Source organism: Ornithinicoccus halotolerans (assembly GCF_009602535.1).
GTDB lineage: Bacteria > Actinomycetota > Actinomycetes > Actinomycetales > Dermatophilaceae > Ornithinicoccus > Ornithinicoccus halotolerans.
The window spans coordinates 1-17,138 of record NZ_WIQI01000060.1 but is presented as its reverse complement, the minus strand read 5'-3'; the positions used below and the strand labels follow the sequence as shown (position 1 = coordinate 17,138).

Annotated in this window: 17 protein-coding genes; 13 read left to right on the top strand and 4 right to left on the bottom strand. The window is 73.7% G+C overall.

The genetic code is table 11. The features are described from left to right. The 6 genes from GFJ45_RS10775 to GFJ45_RS10750 all read left to right on the top strand — a co-directional run. Positions 1-674: N-acetylglucosamine kinase (locus GFJ45_RS10775; RefSeq protein WP_153397032.1), on the top strand; the 674-nt coding region annotated here is incomplete at its 5' end. Then, positions 671-1,585 (top strand): N-acetylmuramic acid 6-phosphate etherase, encoded by a 915-nt coding sequence (gene murQ / locus GFJ45_RS10770; RefSeq protein WP_153397030.1) that lies wholly within the window; start codon positions 671-673, stop codon positions 1,583-1,585. The genes GFJ45_RS10775 and murQ, both read left to right, overlap by 4 nt. Further along, positions 1,582-2,790 carry an anhydro-N-acetylmuramic acid kinase gene (locus tag GFJ45_RS10765; protein WP_153397028.1) on the top strand — a complete coding sequence of 403 codons (1,209 nt, stop codon included), beginning with the start codon at positions 1,582-1,584 and terminating at the stop codon, positions 2,788-2,790. Before murQ ends, GFJ45_RS10765 begins: the two co-directional genes overlap by 4 nt. A gap of 49 nt (positions 2,791-2,839) precedes the next feature. Further along, positions 2,840-4,381: a sodium:solute symporter gene (locus tag GFJ45_RS10760; RefSeq protein ID WP_153397026.1), complete on the top strand. Its 1,542-nt coding sequence runs from the start codon at positions 2,840-2,842 to the stop codon at positions 4,379-4,381. Further along, positions 4,378-5,466, top strand: coding sequence for an SIS domain-containing protein (locus tag GFJ45_RS10755; protein ID WP_323368730.1), 1,089 nt, complete (start codon positions 4,378-4,380; stop codon positions 5,464-5,466). Before GFJ45_RS10760 ends, GFJ45_RS10755 begins: the two co-directional genes overlap by 4 nt. After that, positions 5,463-6,644, top strand: coding sequence for an N-acetylglucosamine-6-phosphate deacetylase (locus GFJ45_RS10750; protein WP_228386859.1), 1,182 nt, complete (start codon positions 5,463-5,465; stop codon positions 6,642-6,644). Before GFJ45_RS10755 ends, GFJ45_RS10750 begins: the two co-directional genes overlap by 4 nt. A 42-nt stretch (positions 6,645-6,686) precedes the next feature. On the opposite strand, the gene GFJ45_RS10745 is transcribed toward GFJ45_RS10750, so the two are convergent. Next, positions 6,687-7,442, bottom strand: coding sequence for a GntR family transcriptional regulator (locus tag GFJ45_RS10745; protein WP_228386858.1), 756 nt, complete (start codon positions 7,440-7,442; stop codon positions 6,687-6,689). Positions 7,443-7,622: 180 nt separating this feature from the next. Here GFJ45_RS10745 and GFJ45_RS10740 point away from each other — a divergent pair, with 180 nt between their 5' ends. The 7 genes from GFJ45_RS10740 to GFJ45_RS10710 all read left to right on the top strand — a co-directional run bounded on the left by GFJ45_RS10740 (position 7,623) and on the right by GFJ45_RS10710 (position 14,667). Then, positions 7,623-8,942 (top strand): CaiB/BaiF CoA transferase family protein, encoded by a 1,320-nt coding sequence (locus GFJ45_RS10740; protein ID WP_228386856.1) that lies wholly within the window; start codon positions 7,623-7,625, stop codon positions 8,940-8,942. A gap of 32 nt (positions 8,943-8,974) precedes the next feature. Then, complete coding sequence (locus GFJ45_RS10735) at positions 8,975-9,814, top strand: enoyl-CoA hydratase/isomerase family protein (protein ID WP_153397024.1); 840 nt, start codon at positions 8,975-8,977, stop codon at positions 9,812-9,814. 49 nt (positions 9,815-9,863) lie between these two features. Next, the gene (locus GFJ45_RS10730) at positions 9,864-10,391 is read left to right on the top strand and encodes a gamma carbonic anhydrase family protein (protein ID WP_153397022.1); all 528 of its coding nucleotides are present in this window, start codon (positions 9,864-9,866) and stop codon (positions 10,389-10,391) included. Between the two features lie 44 nt (positions 10,392-10,435). Beyond that, complete coding sequence (locus GFJ45_RS10725) at positions 10,436-11,455, top strand: tripartite tricarboxylate transporter substrate binding protein (RefSeq protein ID WP_153397021.1); 1,020 nt, start codon at positions 10,436-10,438, stop codon at positions 11,453-11,455. A gap of 92 nt (positions 11,456-11,547) precedes the next feature. Then, entirely contained in the window at positions 11,548-12,168 is a 621-nt protein-coding gene (locus GFJ45_RS10720; RefSeq protein WP_153397019.1) for a tripartite tricarboxylate transporter TctB family protein, read from the top strand. A gap of 10 nt (positions 12,169-12,178) precedes the next feature. Continuing rightward, positions 12,179-13,681 carry a tripartite tricarboxylate transporter permease gene (locus GFJ45_RS10715; protein ID WP_153397018.1) on the top strand — a complete coding sequence of 501 codons (1,503 nt, stop codon included), beginning with the start codon at positions 12,179-12,181 and terminating at the stop codon, positions 13,679-13,681. 50 nt (positions 13,682-13,731) lie between these two features. Then, the gene (locus tag GFJ45_RS10710) at positions 13,732-14,667 is read left to right on the top strand and encodes a U32 family peptidase (protein ID WP_153397016.1); all 936 of its coding nucleotides are present in this window, start codon (positions 13,732-13,734) and stop codon (positions 14,665-14,667) included. A 40-nt stretch (positions 14,668-14,707) separates the two neighbouring features. Here the strand turns inward: GFJ45_RS10710 and GFJ45_RS10705 are convergent, their stop codons facing one another. The 3 genes from GFJ45_RS10705 to GFJ45_RS10695 form a co-directional block, all read right to left on the bottom strand. After that, complete coding sequence (locus GFJ45_RS10705) at positions 14,708-16,063, bottom strand: MBL fold metallo-hydrolase (RefSeq protein WP_153397014.1); 1,356 nt, start codon at positions 16,061-16,063, stop codon at positions 14,708-14,710. A gap of 148 nt (positions 16,064-16,211) precedes the next feature. Continuing rightward, positions 16,212-16,913, bottom strand: a complete 702-nt coding sequence (locus tag GFJ45_RS10700) for a hypothetical protein (protein ID WP_153397012.1) — start codon at positions 16,911-16,913, stop codon at positions 16,212-16,214. Positions 16,914-16,915: 2 nt separating this feature from the next. After that, positions 16,916-17,138: hypothetical protein (locus GFJ45_RS10695; protein WP_228386854.1), on the bottom strand; the 223-nt coding region annotated here is incomplete at its 5' end.

The window sequence follows — 17,138 nt, the reverse complement described above, 5'->3', positions numbered from 1 at the left end:
GCGACATGACGACCTCGCACGCCGGGGCGCTGGCCGGCAGCCCCGGCGTCGTGGTCGCCGCCGGCACCGGTGCGGTCGCCCTCGCCGTAGACCACGACGGCCGGTCCGCCGTGGCCGACGGGTGGGGGTCGTGGTTGGGCGACGACGGCAGCGGCTTCGCCATCGGGCGCCGCGGCCTGCAGGCAGTGCTCCGCGCGCACGACGGACGCGGCGCCGCCACGCCGCTGACCGAGCGGGCGCGCCAGCGATACGGCGACCCGACGGGGCTGCCGCGGCTGGTGCACAGCAGTGACAACCCGGCCCGGGAGATCGCGGCCTTCGCCAGCGACGTGCTCGACCTGGCCGTCGAGGGGGACGCGTGGTGCCGGCAGGTGTGGGCGCAGGCAGCCGAGGCGCTGGCCGCCACCACGGCAGCCGCCGCCCGCAGCGTCCTCCCACCAGCACAGCCCGCCCTGGTCGCCACGACCGGTGGCCTCTTCGGGGCCGGCGAGCTGCTGACCCGCGCCTACGACGAGGCGCTGGAGCGGCTGCTTCCCGGGCACGACCGCCGGCCCGCCGTCGGTGACTCCTGCGACGGAGCCCGGCTGCTGGCCACCCGCTCCGGCCTCCCGCACGCCGCCCTGCTCGTCGTGAGCAGTGACGCCACCCCCGCACCCCCCAGGAGCCCACAGTGAGCGACCTGCACCGAGAACTCGCCGGGCTGCACACCGAACGGTCCCGACCGGAGCTGGCCGACCTGGACACCCGCACCAGCCGGCAGCTCGTCGACCTCATCGCCGCGGACGACGCGACGGTTCCGGCGGCGGTCGCGCGAGCCTCCGCCCAGGTCGCCGCCGCCGTGGACCTCGTCGTGGCGGGGATGGCGCGGGGCGGTCGGCTGGTGTACGCCGGGGCCGGAACACCGGGCCGGCTGGGCGTGCTGGACGCCGCCGAGTGCGGGCCGACCTTCGGCACCGGGCCCGAGCAGGTCACCGCCCTCGTCGCGGGTGGCGAGCAGGCCATCACCACCGCCGCCGAGGGAGCCGAGGACGACGAGGACGCGGCTGCGGCCGACGTGGCCCAGCTCCGGCTCGGGCCCGACGACACCCTCGTCGCGATCACCGCCTCCGGCCGCACCCCCTATGCGCTGGCCGCCGCGCGGGCGGCCCGAGCCGCCGGGGCGGGCACCGTGGGGGTCAGCAACAACCCCGGGGGCCGGATCAGCGAGCTGGTGGACGTCAGCATCGAGGTCGACACCGGACCCGAGGTGGTCGCCGGCTCCACCCGGATGAAGGCGGGCACCGCTCAGAAGCTGGTCCTCAACACGCTCTCGACCGCCACGATGGTCCGGCTCGGCAAGACCCACGGCAACCTCATGGTCGACGTGCGCGCCACCAACGCCAAGCTGCAGGCACGGGCCCGGCGGATCCTGCAAGAAGCCACCGGTGCCGACCCGGTGGAGGCGGAACGGGCACTGGCCGAGGCCGGCGGCCACACGAAGACGGCGCTGGTGGCACTGCTGGCCGGCGTAGACACGCGCACCGCCCAGGAGCGGCTCGCAGCCGCCGGGGGCCGGGTGCGGCAGGCGCTGGAGGTCGGCTCGTGATCGTCCTCGCGCTCTCCTCGGGCACCTCCGTCGACGGCATCGACGTCGCGGCGGCCGACCTGGAGCTGACCGGTGACCGGGTGCTGCTGACCCCGTTGGGGTACCACGAGCAACCGTGGTCGTCCGCGCTGCAGGAGGAGGTACTGGCTGCCCTGCCACCGGCGGGCACCTCCCTCGAGCAGGTGTGCCGGCTGGACACCGAGCTCGGTCAGGAGCTTGGCCAGGCGGCGCGGGCCGCGGTCGACCGGCTGCGGGCCGGCGGGCAGGGCGAACCGGAGCTGGTGGTCTCGCACGGCCAGACCCTGTACCACTGGGTGGAGCCGGGTTCGACCGAGCGCGCCGGCCAGGTCCGCGGCACCCTGCAGCTGGGGCAGCCCGCCTGGATCGCCGAGGCCACCGGCCTGCCGGTCGTCTCCGACGTGCGGACGGCCGACGTCGCCGCCGGCGGACAGGGCGCCCCACTGGCCAGCACCCTGGACGCGCTGCTGCTCGGTGACCTCACCGACCGCGGCCCGGCCGCCGCCCTTAACCTCGGCGGGATCGGGAACGTCACCGTCGTCGGTGCCCCCGGCACCCCTGTCGCCTTCGACACCGGACCGGCCAACGCGCTGCTGGACGCCGCGGTGCGGCTGGTCACCGACGGCGTCGAGCACGTCGACCGCGACGGTGCCCTCGCGGCTGCGGGCACCGTCGACCAGGCCCTGCTGCAGCAGCTGCTCGCCCATCCCTACTACCGGCGACAGCCGCCCAAGTCCACCGGCAAGGAGAACTTCCACGGCGGCTACCTGCAGGAACAGCTGGCCGCGCACACCCGCGGCAGCACCCTGACCGGCCCGGACCTCCTGGCCACCCTGGTCGAGCTCACCGCGCGCACCGTCGCCGCGGCGCTCGACCGCTACCGGGTCACCCAGGTGCTCGCCTCCGGAGGCGGCACGCGCAACCCGGTGCTGATGGCCCGGCTCGCCCACCACCTCGGCCCAGCCCGTCTCGGCACGACCGACGAGGTCGGGCTGGACCCGCACGCCAAGGAGGCCTACCTCTTCGCGCTGCTCGGGTTCCTCACCTGGAACGGGCTGCCGGGCACGCTGCCCGGCTGCACCGGCGCCGGTGCCCCGCGCGTCGCCGGCCGCATCACTCCCGGCCACCGCCCGCTGCGGCTGCCGGAGCCCGCCACCACCGTGCCCACGCGCCTCGAGATCGTCTGACGGGCCCCGGCCGGCCCGTCCACCCACCACCGACCCCACGGAGGAGACGTTGCAACCCGTCGACATCCTCGTCATCGCCCTCTACCTGGCCGCGTCGGCCTGGCTGGGCCTGAAGCTCTCCGGCCGGCAGTCGGACCTGCGCGGCTACTTCCTGGGCAACCGGGACCTGCCCTGGTGGGCGGTCTGCCTGTCGGTCGTGGCGACGGAGACCAGCGCGCTGACGGTCATCAGCGTGCCGACGATCGCCTACCTGGGCACGACCACCTTCATCCAGGTCGCTGTCGGGTACCTGATCGGACGGGTCGTCGTGGCGTTCGTGCTGCTGCCGCGCTACTACCGCGGCGAGATGACCACGGCCTACGCCTACCTGGGTGAGCGGTTCGGCCGAGGGATGCAGGGGACCGCCTCGGTGGCCTTCCTCTTCACCCGGTTGCTCGCCGACGGCGTCCGGCTGTTCGCCGCTGCGATCCCGATGAAGGTGGTCCTGGACGGCTTCGGGCTGGAGCTGTCCTTCTTCGCGATCATCGCGATCCTGGGCCTGGTCACCGTGGCCTATACCCTGGTCGGCGGCATCCGGGCGGTCGTCTGGGTCGACGTGCTGCAGATGTGCCTCTACGTGGTCGGCGGCATCATCGCCCTGGTCGTCATCGTCCAGCACGTCGGCGGGGGCTTCCTCGCCGAGGCGGCCGCGGCCGGCAAGACCCAGGTCATCGACCTGAGCTCCAACCCGATCTCGGAGCCCTACGCCCTGGTCACCGCCGTGCTCGGCGGGGCGCTGCTGTCGACCGCCTCCCACGGCGTCGACCAGATCATCGTCCAGCGGCTGCTGACCTGCCGGTCGCTGGCCGACGCCCGTCGCGCCGTCATCGGCAGCGCGGTGGTCGTCTTCCTCCAGTTCGCGCTCTTCCTGGTGGTCGGCCTGGGCCTGTGGAGCTACTACGAGGGCCGCAGCCCCGAGGAGCTGGGCCTGCAGACCGGCGACCAGATCTTCCCCACCTTCATCGTCGAGGCGCTCCCCGCCGGCCTGTCCGGGCTGCTGCTGGCCGGCATTATGGCCTCGGCGATGAGCACCCTCTCCTCCTCGCTGTCGGCGCTGTCCTCCTCCACTGTCAGCGACCTCGTCGCGCAGCTGACCACGCGGCCGCTGGCGGACGCCGCCGGCCTGCGGCTGGGCAGGCTGATCACCCTCGGCTGGGGCCTGGTCTTCATCGGCGCCGCGGCGCTCTTCACGGGCACCGACAACCCCGTCGTCGAGCTCGGCCTCTCCGTCGCGGGACTGACCTACGGCGGGTTGCTGGGTGCCTTCTTCCTCGGCCTGTGGGTCCGGCGTGCCCGCCAGCTCGACGCGATCATCGGCTTCGCCGTCGCGGTCGCGACGATGTCCTACCTGTTCCTCGTCGAACCGGAGCTGGTCGGGTTCACCTGGTACACCGCGATCGGCGTGGTCATCACCCTCTCCCTGGGCTTCCTGCTCTCCCGCCGCCACCGCGAGGACTCGCCCCTGGCGGACCAGCGCGGCACGCTGCCCGACGCACCCGCCGGGGCAGCACCGGGTGACACGGTCGGCGGCACCGACCAGGGTCGGCGGTGAGTGGCGGCGCCGGGCCGGGCGGCACCCCGGCACGCGGCACGCTCATGGCGGCCGAGGTCGCCGAGCAGCCCAGCGTCTGGCGCCGGATCCTGGAGGACGGCGTGCCCGCCGCGTGCGAGGCGAGCCGGCGGGTCGCCCAGGCGGCACCCCGGTTCGTGCAGCTGGCGGCGCGGGGCACCAGCGACCACGCCGCCACCTACGCCAAGTACCTCGCCGAGATCGAGCACGGCCTGCCCTGCGGGCTGGTCTCCCCGTCGACGATGACCGTCTACCGCGCCCGCCCCCGCCTCGCCGACGTGCTCCACATCGCGGTCAGCCAGTCCGGCGGCTCCCCCGACCTGGTGCACTCGGTCCAGGTGGCCCGCGAGCAGGGCGCGCTGACCCTGGCGGTCACCAACGACCCGGACTCCCCGCTGGCCACGGAGGCCGAGCTGCACCTGGACGTGCTCGCCGGCCCCGAGCGTTCGGTGGCCGCCACCAAGACCTACACCGCCCAGCTGCTCACCCTGCACCTGCTGTTCGCCTGCCTGGACCGGGACGGTCGACCACCGCACCCGCAGCACCTCGCGGTGCTGCGGCAGCTGCCGGCCATGGCCGAGGAGCTGCTGGGCCGCGAGGGCGAGGTAGCGGCCGCCGCCCAGCGCTACCGGTTCGCCCAGCGGCTGGTGACCACGGGACGGGGGTACGGCTACCCCACCGCTGCGGAGGCGGCGCTGAAGCTGATGGAGACCTGCTACCTGTCGGCGCAGGCGTTCTCCGGCGCCGACCTGCTGCACGGGCCGCTGGCGATGGTGGACCCGCAGGTGCCGGTCATCGCCGTCGTCCCGGAGGGCCCGGCCGGCGACTCGATGGGCCCGGTCCTGGAGCGGCTGCGGGAGCGCGGTGCCGACATCTACGGCGTGGGCTCGGCCGACGCCGTTGCGGGCACCACCCTGGGCATCGAGCTCCCCGGCGGCGTCCCCGGCCCGCTGTCCCCCATGCTGGAGATCCTGCCGCTGCAGCAGCTGGCGCTGCACACGGCGCTGGCACGTGGCGAGGACCCGGACTCCCCCCGCGGGCTGCGCAAGGTGACGGAGACGCTGTGAACGGGACGACGAGCCCCCGGCTGCTGCGGGCCGCCCGGGTGGTGACCGGCGAGCAGGTCCTCAGCCCCGGCTGGCTGCTGGTCGAGGGCGAGCAGGTCAGCGCCGCCGGCGAGGGCGAGCCCGCCGTAGCGGCGCAGGCGGCGGCCGGGGTGGTCGACCTCGGTGAGGCGGTGCTCGCCCCGGGCCTGGTGGACATCCACGGGCACGGCGGCGGTGGCCACTCGCTGGCCACCGAGGACCCCGCGGAGGCGGCGCGGGCGGTGGACTTCCACCGAGCCCGCGGCACCACGACCTCGGTGGCGAGCCTGCTCAGCGCCGCCCCCGAGGTGCTGCGCCGGCAGCTGGCGGCGCTGGCCGAGCTGGCCGACGAGGGCACCATCGCCGGCATCCACCTGGAGGGGCCATGGATCTCCAGCCGCCGGTGCGGTGCGCACGACCCGGCCGTGCTGCGGGAGCCGGACCCGGCCGAGGTCGCCGCGCTGCTGCAGGCCGCCCGGGGGCACCTGCGCATGGTCACCCTCGCCCCGGAGCTGCCGGGCGCGACCGAGGCGGTGCGGCAGCTGACCGGCGCGGGCGTCACGGTCGCGGTCGGGCACACCGACGCCGACTTCGCCACCACCCGGACCGCGATCGAGGCAGGGGCCCGGGTGGCGACGCACCTGTTCAACGGCATGCCGGGGCTGCACCACCGGGCGCCGGGCCCGGTGCTGGCGCTGCTGCAGGACCCGGGAGTAACCGTGGAGCTCATCGCCGACGGCGTCCACGTCCACCCGGCCATGGTCCGGCACGTGCTGGCGCTCACCGGCCCCGGACGGCTCGCCCTGGTCACCGACGCCATGGCGGCCGCCGGGATGCCGGACGGGGACTACACCCTCGGCGAGCTGCCGGTCGAGGTCCGCGCCGGCCAGGCCCGGCTGCGGAACGGCAGCCTCGCCGGCAGCACGGTGACCAGCGACGCGCTGTACGCGGCCGCGCTCGCGGCCGCCGAGGGCGAGGAGCCGGACCGGCTGCTCGCCGCGACCCTCGTCACCGCCACCACGCCCGCCCGCACGCTCGGGCTCCCGGCGGGAACCCTGCAGCCGGGCGCCCCCGCGGACCTGGTCGTGCTGCAGGACCAGCAGGTCACCAGCGTGATGCACCGGGGCCGCTGGGTCCAGGCCGCGCCCGCGGGCGGCTGACCCAGCCTCCGGCCGGCGCCGCTGCGGGCCCGGAGCGGGCCGCTACCGGTGGGCCGTCTCGGCGCGGACCTGCTCCAGCCAGGCGAGGGAGACCTCGGTGTGCCCGCCGAGCCGCACCTCGATGCCGTCCAGGAAGGTGCGGTCGCCGTGCACCCGCAGCTCGGCCACCACCGCCCCCGGGTCGCCCGCCTCGACCAGGTCCAGCAGCCGGCGGTGCCGCGCGGCGTCGCCGCGGAAGTCCTCGTGGACCCGGGCCTGGCGGTTCATCGTCATGCACAGCTCCATCTGCAGCTGCAGCGAGCGGTAGGCGCGCTCCAGCCGCCGGTGCCCCGAGAGCGCCACGATCGAGGTGTGGAACTCGAAGGCGTGCTCGGACCAGGCCACCTCGTCGCCGGCGCGGGCGGCCCGCTCCATCAGCTGCAGCGCGACTCGGCAGCGCTGCAGGCGCTCCGGCTCGCGCACCGGCACCCCGAGCGCGACCGCGAGCTCCTCGTAGTCGCGGCGCAGCGTGAAGATCTCGTACACGTCGTGCAGGGTCAGCGGCATCACGGTGACGCCGCGGCGTGGCTGCTGCAGCAGCAGCCCCTCCCGCTCCAGCAGCCGCAGCGCCTCGCGCAGCGGCGGGCGGCTGATCCCGAGCTGCTGGGAGAGCTGGGGCTCGGTGATGCGCTCGCCGGGCACCAGCGTCCCGCGCAGCACCATCCGGCGGATCTCGTTGGCGGCGTAGTCGACCAGGCTCGGCGGCGTGCCGGGGGGTCCCGGGGTCCCGGCGCCGGTGTCGTGGACGGGACTGCTCACGCTGGCCTCCTCCTGCCGGGTCCGCTTCGAGCCGGCACCTCGCAACCGTAGCCGCGGCGTCCCCGCGTCCCAGACATCACACGAATCCGGCGAAAACTCTTGTCATCGCCGACCGCTCTACTGTAGACAATAGGCACCGTACGCACACCGATTTCGAACCACACCGTCGTGGAGGGCCTTGTGACCAGCACGGACGCCAGCCAGCCCGGGACCGACCCGGCCGCTCAGCCCGCACCCGACCCCGCCACCCCGGCGCCGCTGGCCGGCGTCCGGGTGCTCGAGATCGGACAGTTCATGGCGGCACCGTTCGCGACGATGCAGCTGGCCGACCTCGGCGCCGACGTCATCAAGGTGGAGAACCCCACCGGGGGCGACCCGGTCCGGCAGACCGGCCCGTTCCTGGACGGGGAGAGCTCCCCGTTCGTGCGGCTCAACCGCAACAAGCGCTCGGTCGCGGTGGACCTGAAGTCCGAGGAGGGCAAGCAGGTGCTGCGCCGGCTCATCGCCGAGGCCGACGTGCTGGTGGAGAACCTCCGGCCCGGCACGCTGCGCCGGCTCGGCTTCGGCTGGGAGGACGCCCGGGCGATCAACCCGCGGCTGGTCTACGTCTCGGCCTCCGGCTGGGGCCAGGACGGCCCGCTGTCCCAGCTGCCCGGGCTGGACATCATGGCGCAGGCCCGCTCGGGCCTGATGAGCATCACCGGCACCCCCGACGGGGACCCCGTGAAGGTCGGCGTGCCGATCTGTGACCTGGTGTGCGCCCTCTACGCGGCGCTGGCCGCGACGTCGGCGCTGCAGGCGCGGCAGGTCACCGGTGAGGGCCAGCACATCGACGTCTCCCTCTACGAGTCCGGCGTCAGCTTCGCGATCTGGGAGGCCGGCAAGTACTGGGCCACCGGCGAGGTGGGCCGCCCGCTGGGCTCGGCCCACCAGTCGACCGCCCCCTACCAGGCGGTGCGCACCTCCGACGGTTTCGTGACCCTCGGCGCGGTCACCCCGAAGACCTGGCAGGGCATGTGCGAGGCGCTGGACCTGGAGCACCTGCTGCAGGACGACCGCTACCGGAACGCCTTCGACCGGCAGGCCCGCCGCGACACCCTGATCCCGGCGATCGAGGAGTCCACGACCCGGCGCACCACCGAGGAGGTGGTCGCCGCGCTGGACGCCGCCGGCGTGCCCTGCGCCCCGATCGCGACGATGGACCAGGTCTTCACCGACGACCACCTGGGCCAGCGCGACTACTACTGGGAGGCCCCGCACCCCGCCCTCGGCAGCGTGCGCCAGCTGGGCTCGCCGATGCGGTTCGGCAGCACCCCGGCGGTGCGTCGCAACGCCGGACCGGCGCTGGGCGCCGACACCCGCGCCGTGCTCACCGCGGCGGGCATGTCCGAGGACGAGCTCGAGGCTCTGCTCGAGGCCGGTGTCGTGGCCGAGCCCGCACGCGGGCATCAGCCGGAGCCGGACGCTGCCGCATCGCCCGGCTACACCCCGCCCGAGTAGATCCCCGGCCCCGCAGGCAGGACAGGAGAACCGTGACCGAACCCAGCGCGACCCCACCGACCAGCCCGACGCCCGCCACGGACACCGGCACCGGCACCGGCACCGACCAGCTGCTCACCGAGCGGCACGGCCCGGCGCTGTACGTCACCTTCAACCGGCCGGCGCAGCACAACGCGATGACCTGGGCGATGTACGAGGGCCTGGTCGCGGCGTGCGAGCAGGCCGAAGCCGACGACGAGGTCAAGGTCGTGGTCCTCCGCGGCGCCGGAGGCAAGGCCTTCATCGCCGGCACCGACATCACCCAGTTCTCCGAGTTCTCCGGCGGCCAGGACGGCGTGGACTACGAGGAGCGCATCGGCGCGGTGGCCGCCCGCCTGGAGAAGCTGCCCAAGCCGACGATCGCGGCGGTCTCCGGCTACTGCGTCGGCGGCGGGCTGGCGATCGCGGCCGTGTGCGACCTGCGCATCGCCACGCCGGAGTCGAAGTTCGGCGTGCCGATCGCCCGCACCCTGGGCAACTGCCTGTCGATGAACACCTACTCGCTGCTCGTCCACCACCTCGGGCCGGCCCGCACGCTGGACCTGATCATGCGGGCCCGCATGTTCACCGGCGAGGAGGCAGCCGCGGCGGGGTTCGTCGCCGAGCTGGTCGCCGCGGCGGACCTGGACGCGGCCGTCGAGCAGGCGGTGGAGCGCCTCGCCGGGCACGCCCCGCTGACGATGTGGTCGGCCAAGGAGGCCGTGCACCGGCTGCGCGTGGCGAACCTGCCGGCCGGGGACGACATCGTGCGGACCGTCTTCGGCAGCGAGGACTTCCAGCACGGCGTCGCCAGCTTCGTGGCCAAGGAGAAGCCGCGCTGGACCGGCCGATGAGCCGCCGTCACCCGTCACGACCCGTCGACCGAGCAACCAGGAGCAAGGGATGAGTGAGCAGCCGCAGTGGCTCGACCTGAGGACGCACACCCCGCAGCTGGCCGAGGACGCCTGGGTGGCCCCCAACGCGAGCCTGGTCGGTGACGTCCGGCTCGCCTCGCGGGTCAGCGTCTGGTACTCCGCGGTGCTGCGCGCGGACGGAGCCCTGATCGAGATCGGTCCGGAGAGCAACATCCAGGACGGGACGGTGATCCACACCGACCCCGGTTTCCCCGTCCATGTGGGGCGCGCGGTGACCGTCGGTCACCGGGTGGTGCTCCACGGCTGCCGGGTCGGCGACGGCTCGCTCGTCGGCATGGGCTCGGTCCTGATGAACGGCGTGACGGTCGGTGAGGGCAGCCTCATCGCCGCCGGCGCGGTCCTGCTGGAGGGCACCGACGTGCCTCCCGGCTCGCTCGTCGCCGGCGTGCCCGGCAAGGTCCGCCGCGATCTCACCGAGACCGAGCGCGCCGGCCTGGCCCGCAGCGCCGCTGAGTACCTCACCATCACCGAACGGCACCGCCAGGCCGGCAGCTAGCCGGACTCCCTAGCACCCACCCACGCGATCAAAGGAGATAGCAGATGACCCTCAGGACCAGCACCAGGACGCGCGCCCTCGCCGGCGCCCTCACCGGCGGAGCGCTCCTGCTCGCCGCCTGCGGCAACGGCGGCGGCGACGGCGGCAGCGACAGCGGTGAGACCGGCGGAGGCGGCGGTGAGGGAGGCGGCTTCCAGCCCAGCGGGACCGTCACCATGATCGTCCCGTTCGCCGCGGGCGGCGGCAGCGACATCGCCGGAAGGGCGACGGCCAGCGGCTTCGAGAGCGTCTCCGACGCCACGATCTCGGTCACCAACATCGAGGGCGGCTCCGGCGCGGTCGGCTACTCCAACTTCCTCGGGGAGAACGGCAACCCCAACACCCTGCTGGCCACCGAGACCGCGCTGATCGCGCTGCCGATCACCCAGGACGTCGAGTTCAGCTACGAGGACTTCACGCCCATCATGATGCTCGGTGAGGACTACACCCTCATCGTGGCGCGCGAGGACTCCCCGCTGCAGACCTGCGCCGACCTGGTCGAGAAGGCCGAGAGCGAGCGCACGGTTGTTGCCATCTCCGGTGAGACGGGCCTGGACAACGTGGTCTTCTCGCTCATGGAGGAGGAGACCGGCGTCGAGTTCGACCGCGTGCCCTTCGAGTCCGGCGCCGAGCTGCTGACCGCGCTGCTTGGCGGCGAGGTGGACGCCATCTCGGTCAACCCCGGTGAGGTCAGCGGCCAGATCGAGTCCGGCGACGTCCGCCCGCTGTGCGCCGCCGCCGAGGAGCGCTACGACTACGAGCTGCTGGCGGACGTGGAGACCGCGGCCGAGCAGGGCATCGACGTCTCGTTCGCCCAGTTCCGCGGGGTGCTCGCCCCTGGGGGCATCACCGAGGAGGAGCGCGACTACTGGATCGGGGTCGGGCAGGACTTCGCCGAGAGCGAGGAGTACACGACCTACATCGAGGACAACATGCTCCAGCCCAACACCGCGTTCGGAGACGACTTCACGGCCGTGCTCAGCGAGAACCACGAGAAGCTCAGCTCCATCATCGACGGCAGCTGAGTCCCGCAACGACCCTCAGTCAGACCCGCCGGGCGCGCCCCCGTGGCGTGCCCGGCGGGACCCGCAGCCAGCCCCAGAGAAGGTGAGTCAGCGTGCCCGACACCGAGCAGGCACCCACCCGGCACCGCCCCGCCACCGCCGACGTGGTCGGGACCCTCGTCCTGGCCGGCGTCGGCGTCTACGCCACGGTGGCGGGGCTGGGCTACGGCTTCACCGGTGACGACGGCCGGGTCGGGCCCGGCTTCCTGCCGGTCGTGACCGGCGCCTTCATCGCGGGCGCCTCGTTGCTGGAGCTGGCCCGGATGTTCCTCGCGCGGTCCCCCGCCGCGAGCTCCTACATGGCCTCCGTGGAGCATGTCGAGGAGGATGCCCGGGCCGCGATCCAGCAGGCGCACCCGGACGATGAACGACCGGCCCCCGGAGGCCGCAACGCCGCCGGCGAAGAGCTGGACACCTTCGGGCGCACCCACTCACAGCGCAACTGGGCGGTCCTGCAGATCTTCGGCATCCTGCTCGTCGCGATCCTCCTCATCCCCGTGCTGGGGCTGCTGCTGTCGATGAGCCTGATGACGTTCACGATCTTCGTCGCCGTGGAGGGCAAACGCTGGCTGACCGCGCTGCTGGCCACCGCCGGGGCGTTCGCCTTCTTCTACGTCTTCTTCGCCCAGATCCTGGGGATCCCGCTGCCGACCGGCATGCTCGGGATCGTCTGAGGCGGCCGGGATGATCGACAACCTGCTCCTGGGCCTGGAGACCGCCGTCACGCCCGAGAACCTGCTGTTCTGCCTGCTCGGCGTCGTCCTCGGCACCATCATCGGCGTGCTGCCCGGCCTGGGCTCGGCCACCGGCGTGGCGATCCTGCTCCCGGTGACGCTCACCCTCGACCCCATCTCCGCCCTCATCATGCTGGCCGGCATCTACTACGGCAGCCAGTACGGGGCCTCCACCAGCTCGATCCTCATCTCCACTCCCGGGGACTCCTCCAGCGTGGTCCTCACCCTGGACGGCTACCAGATGGCCCGCAACGGCCGGGCCGGCGCCGCCCTGGCCATCGCGGCGCTGTCCTCGTTCCTGGCGGCGATCCTCTCCCTCATCGGGCTGATCGCGCTGGCCCAGCCCATCGCCCGGTGGGCGCTGAACTTCGGCCCGCCGGAGAACCTGGCCATCATCGTGCTGGGGCTGGCGACGATCGTCTCCTTCGCCGGGGAGAACATGCTCCGGGGCATCACGATGGCGGCGGTGGGCCTGCTGATCTCGATGATCGGCGTGGCCTCCGGCTTCACCACGGCCCGGTTCACCTTCGGCAGCGTCAACCTGCTGGGAGGACTGGAGTTTGTCGCGGTGATGATCGGCATCTTCGCCGTCGGTGAGGTGCTGCACCAGATCCGGCGGGGCGGTGAGCACCCAATCCGTGCCAGGTTCCGGGACCTGCTGGTGACCCGCGAGGAGCTGGGACGCTCGGTCGCGCCCGCCCTGCGCGGCACCGGTCTCGGGTTCGTCATGGGGGTGCTGCCCGGGGCCGGTGCGACGCTGGCCACCTTCATGTCCTACGGCGTGGAGAAGCAGGTCAGCAAGTTCCGCCATCTGATCGGCAAGGGCGCCCCCGAGGGCGTCGCTGGTCCCGAGGCCAGCAACAACGCGGCCGCGAACGCCAGCTTCATCCCCACGCTCACCCTCGGCATCCCGGGAAGCGGCACGACCGCGGTCCTGCTGGGCGCCTTCATCGTCTTCGGCCTGCAGCCGGGGCCGTTGCTCTTCGAGCAGCAGCCGGACCTGGTGTGGGGTCTGCTGGTCTCGTTCTTCTTCGGCAACCTGATCCTGCTGGTGCTCAACCTGCCGCTGGCGCCCGTCTTCGCCCAGGTGCTGCGGATCCCCTACAGCTACCTCTACCCGATGGTGCTGTTCATCGCCGTCGTGGGCGCTTTCGCGCTCGGGAACAACACCTTCACCATCTGGGTCGTGTTCGTCGCCGGCCTGCTGGGCTACTTCATGAAGCGGTTCGACTTCCCCGCAGCACCACTGGTGCTGGGCCTGGTGCTGGGTCCGCTGCTGGAGCGGGCCCTGGTGCAGACCTCCGCGCTGGGCGGGGGCAGCCTGCTCATCATCTTCGAGCGGCCGTTGTCGGCGGTGCTCATGGTGGCCGCTCTGCTCGCGCTGGCAGCACCGTTCGTCAGCGCCGTGCTGCGCCGGTACCGGCGCACCAACCGGAGCCGGATCGACACCTGACGCCCGGGTAGGCTCGCCCCGCGACCACCAGTCCCCAGGAGGATGACCGCATGAACCGCCGTGAGCTGCTCGCCGCCGTCGAGTCCGCGGGCTACCCCGTGCTGACCGGGTCCGAGACCCCCACCTCGCCGGCCCGGTTCGCCGACGGCAGCCGCTACCGGGTGGAGATCCCCAGTTGTGACGGGCCGAAGGTGATGCGCGCGGTGCTGGACACCGCCGCCGAGCTGGACGTGCCGGTGCACCGGATCTCCCAGGGCAGCGGCGTGATGATGCTCAGCGACACCGAGATCGGCGAGATGGTGGCGATGGGTGCCGACAACGGCGTGGAGGTGAACCTGTTCATCGGCCCCCGTGGGGCGTGGGACACCGGCGCCCAGGCCAAGGTGACCACCGCGGTGGGCGGGGCGGCCCGCGGCAACGAGAACCTCGCCGCCACCCTCGCCGAGGCCCACCGGGCGGTGCGGCTGGGGGTGCGCAGCCTGCTGGTCGGCGACCTGGGCGGGTTGGCGCTCCTCGGCGCCGAGAAGCGGGCCGGCCGGCTGCCGGAGGACCTGGTGCTCAAGACCTCGGTGCTGATGCCGCTGACCAACGCCGCGACCGGGAAGGTCTACGAGGACCTGGGCGCCACCAGCCTCAACGTCTCCACCGACCTGACGATCGCCCACCTGGCCGAGCTGCGCGCGGCGACCACCAAGCCGCTCGACATGTACGTCGAGGTTCCCGACGACCAGGGTGGCGCGGTGCGGTTCTACGAGGTCCCCGAGCTGGTGCGGGTCGCGGCGCCGGTCTACGTCAAGGTCGGCCTGCGCAACGCGCCCAACATCTACCCGGTCGGCAAGCACATCGAGACCACCGCGATGAACCTCGGGATCGAGCGGGTGCGCCGCACCGGCCTGGTGCTGCGGCTGCTGGCGGAGCTGGAGCCGGAGCTGGCCGCGGCGGTGGGCAGCCACGACTCCCCCGACCTGGCGCTGCCGGTGCGCTGAGCCGGTCGCGGCCGCGCCACCGGCCCGCCCCGGTCGCGGCTCAGACCAGCTGCAGGCCGTGCGCGGCGGCGTAGTCCTGGGGCCGGCCATCCAGGACGGTCAGGTCGGTCCGGCCCACCCGCTCCAGCAGGCTCGCCGCGGTCATGGCGCGCAACCCCCGCGCGCACCCCACCAGCGCCCCGAGCGGCACCTCCCCGGTCTGCTCCGGGAGCGCCGGCAGCTCGACGTGCACCGCGCCGGGGACGTGCCCGGCGGCGTACTCCGCGTCCTGCCGGACGTCGAGGTAGGGCGCCAGCGGCGCCCGCGCGGCGGAGAGGAACGGGGTCGCCTGCAGGTGCCCACCCGCGGCCCGCCACGCCGCGACGCCTCCGGCCAGGTAGCCGGTGAGCCGGTCGTAGCCGATCTTGTGGGCCTGCCACACCAGCTCCTGGGCATCCGCGCCGTCACTCAGCACGAAGCAGAGCGGGGCGTCATCGGGGAGCAGCCAGCCCAGCCAGGTCGCGAACTCCTCGCGCAGCGGGATGGAGACCGAGCCTGGGAGGTGTCCGGTGGCGAACTCGGCCGCCGGACGGGCGTCGACGACGTAGCCGTCACCGGCCAGCAGCCCCGAGACGCCGGCGGGGTCCAGCGGCGGCAGGCCCGGCGCGGGCCCCGCCAGGCCGGTCCCGCGCCGGTTGCGCTCGGCCAGCCGGGCGAAGTAGGCCGGGTAGCTGCCGAGGCCGCCGGTCAGCCGGGCGACGAAGGTCTCCTCGTCGGGTGCGGCCAGCAGTGGGTTGGACCGTCGCTGCCGGCCGACCGTGCTGGTCCGGTCCGCGCCGGCGGGCGCCGAGCAGAACGAGCCCGCGCCGTGGGTCGGCCAGACGTGCGTGTCGTCCGGGAGCGCCGCCAGCCGCTGCAACGAGCGGTACTGCGCCCGGGCCAGCTCCTCGGTCCGCTCGGCCCCGAGCAGGTCGGTCCGGGCGGCGGAGTCCACGATCAGCGACCCACCGGTGAAGACACCCAGCTCACGCCGGCCGTCCAGCAGCAGGAAGGACAGGTGCTCGTCGGTGTGCCCGGGGGTCGCGAGCGCCCGCAGCCGCAGTCCGCCCAGGTCCACCTCCTGCTCGTCCACCAGCGGCGCGTGGTCGAAGGAGCGCCGGCCGGCGGCCGAGGCGAGCACCACGGCGCCGTCGTCGTGGGCCAGCTGGACCGCGCCGGTGAGGAAGTCGGCGTGCAGGTGGGTGTCCGCGGCGAACGCGACCCGCAGCCCCCGGCGCTGCGCGGCGGCACGCACCGGTCGCAGGTCCCGGGTGGCATCCACCACCAGCCCCCGGCCCGCACCCAGGTCGACCAGGTAGGCGCTGTTGCCCAGGCCCGCGTCGACGAGTGGGACCACGTTCTCCTCGACGAAGCCCATGACGTGCCTCCATCGTCACCGACCGGGCACGGCTGCCCGTGCCCTCGGTTCGGACGGTAGTGACCCGGTCCCCCGTCGACCAGGGCTCCACGGCTTTCTCGCCCAAGTCTGGGCGTTGCTGCACGGTCCGCTCACGAACCGCCAGCACTCAGCTGTTCGGGGGTCCGGTGCCCTGGCCGGGGTTGGCGCCGTCGTTGCCCCGACCGGGGTTGCCGCCGCTGCCCTCGCCTGGGTCGTCGCCACTGCCCTGACTGGGGTTGTCGTCGTCATTGCCCTGGCCCGGGTTGTCGTCGTCATTGCCCTGACCCGGGTTGTCGTCGTCATTGCCCTGCCCCGGGTTGTCGTCGTCATTGCCCTGACCCGGGTTGTCGTCGTCATTGCCCTGACCGGGCTCCTCCTCGGGATCCTCGGTCTCGGCGGGCTGCTCCTCGGTCTCCTCCGGTGCCTGCTCGGTCTCCTCGGGCTCCTCCGGCTGCTCCTCGGCGGGCTGCTCCGGCTCCTCCTCGACCGGTTCCTCGGGCTCGGTCTCCGGGTCGGTCTGCTCCTCGGGCAGCCGCTCCAGCAGCCGCGTGGCCGCGGCGCGGATCCGGTCGGCGTCCTCGCCACTGATGTCACCGGCCGCCGCGGCCACCTCGGCCCGCTCGACCAAGGCCTCCAGCTCGCTGCGGGCCTGGTCCCAGTCCTCCTCGACCACGGCCGTATCCACCGCATCCAGGTGCGTGCCCAGCTCGGGCACGGTGTCGCGGGGGGCGGTGTCGGACCCGCACCCTGCCAGGATCGCCAGGGCGGCCATCCCGGCCACGGCGGCGCGGAACACCAGCCGCGTCGGTGTGCTCGTCCTCGTGCTCACCGTCACCCTCCGTCCACCGCGTCGTGCAGCTGCTGCAGCGGCTCCTGCAGCTCGGTGGGGACGCCGTCGGGGATGGTGCTGCCGCCGGGGTCCCCGGGCACCAGGTCCAGCAGGTACGCGGCGACTCCGGCCACGACCAGCAGCGCCACCACGGTGAGCACCGCCGCGAGGCCGCGCCGCCCCGGCTCCGCCGCGGCACCCGAGCGCGTCCGGCCGCTGGCTGGC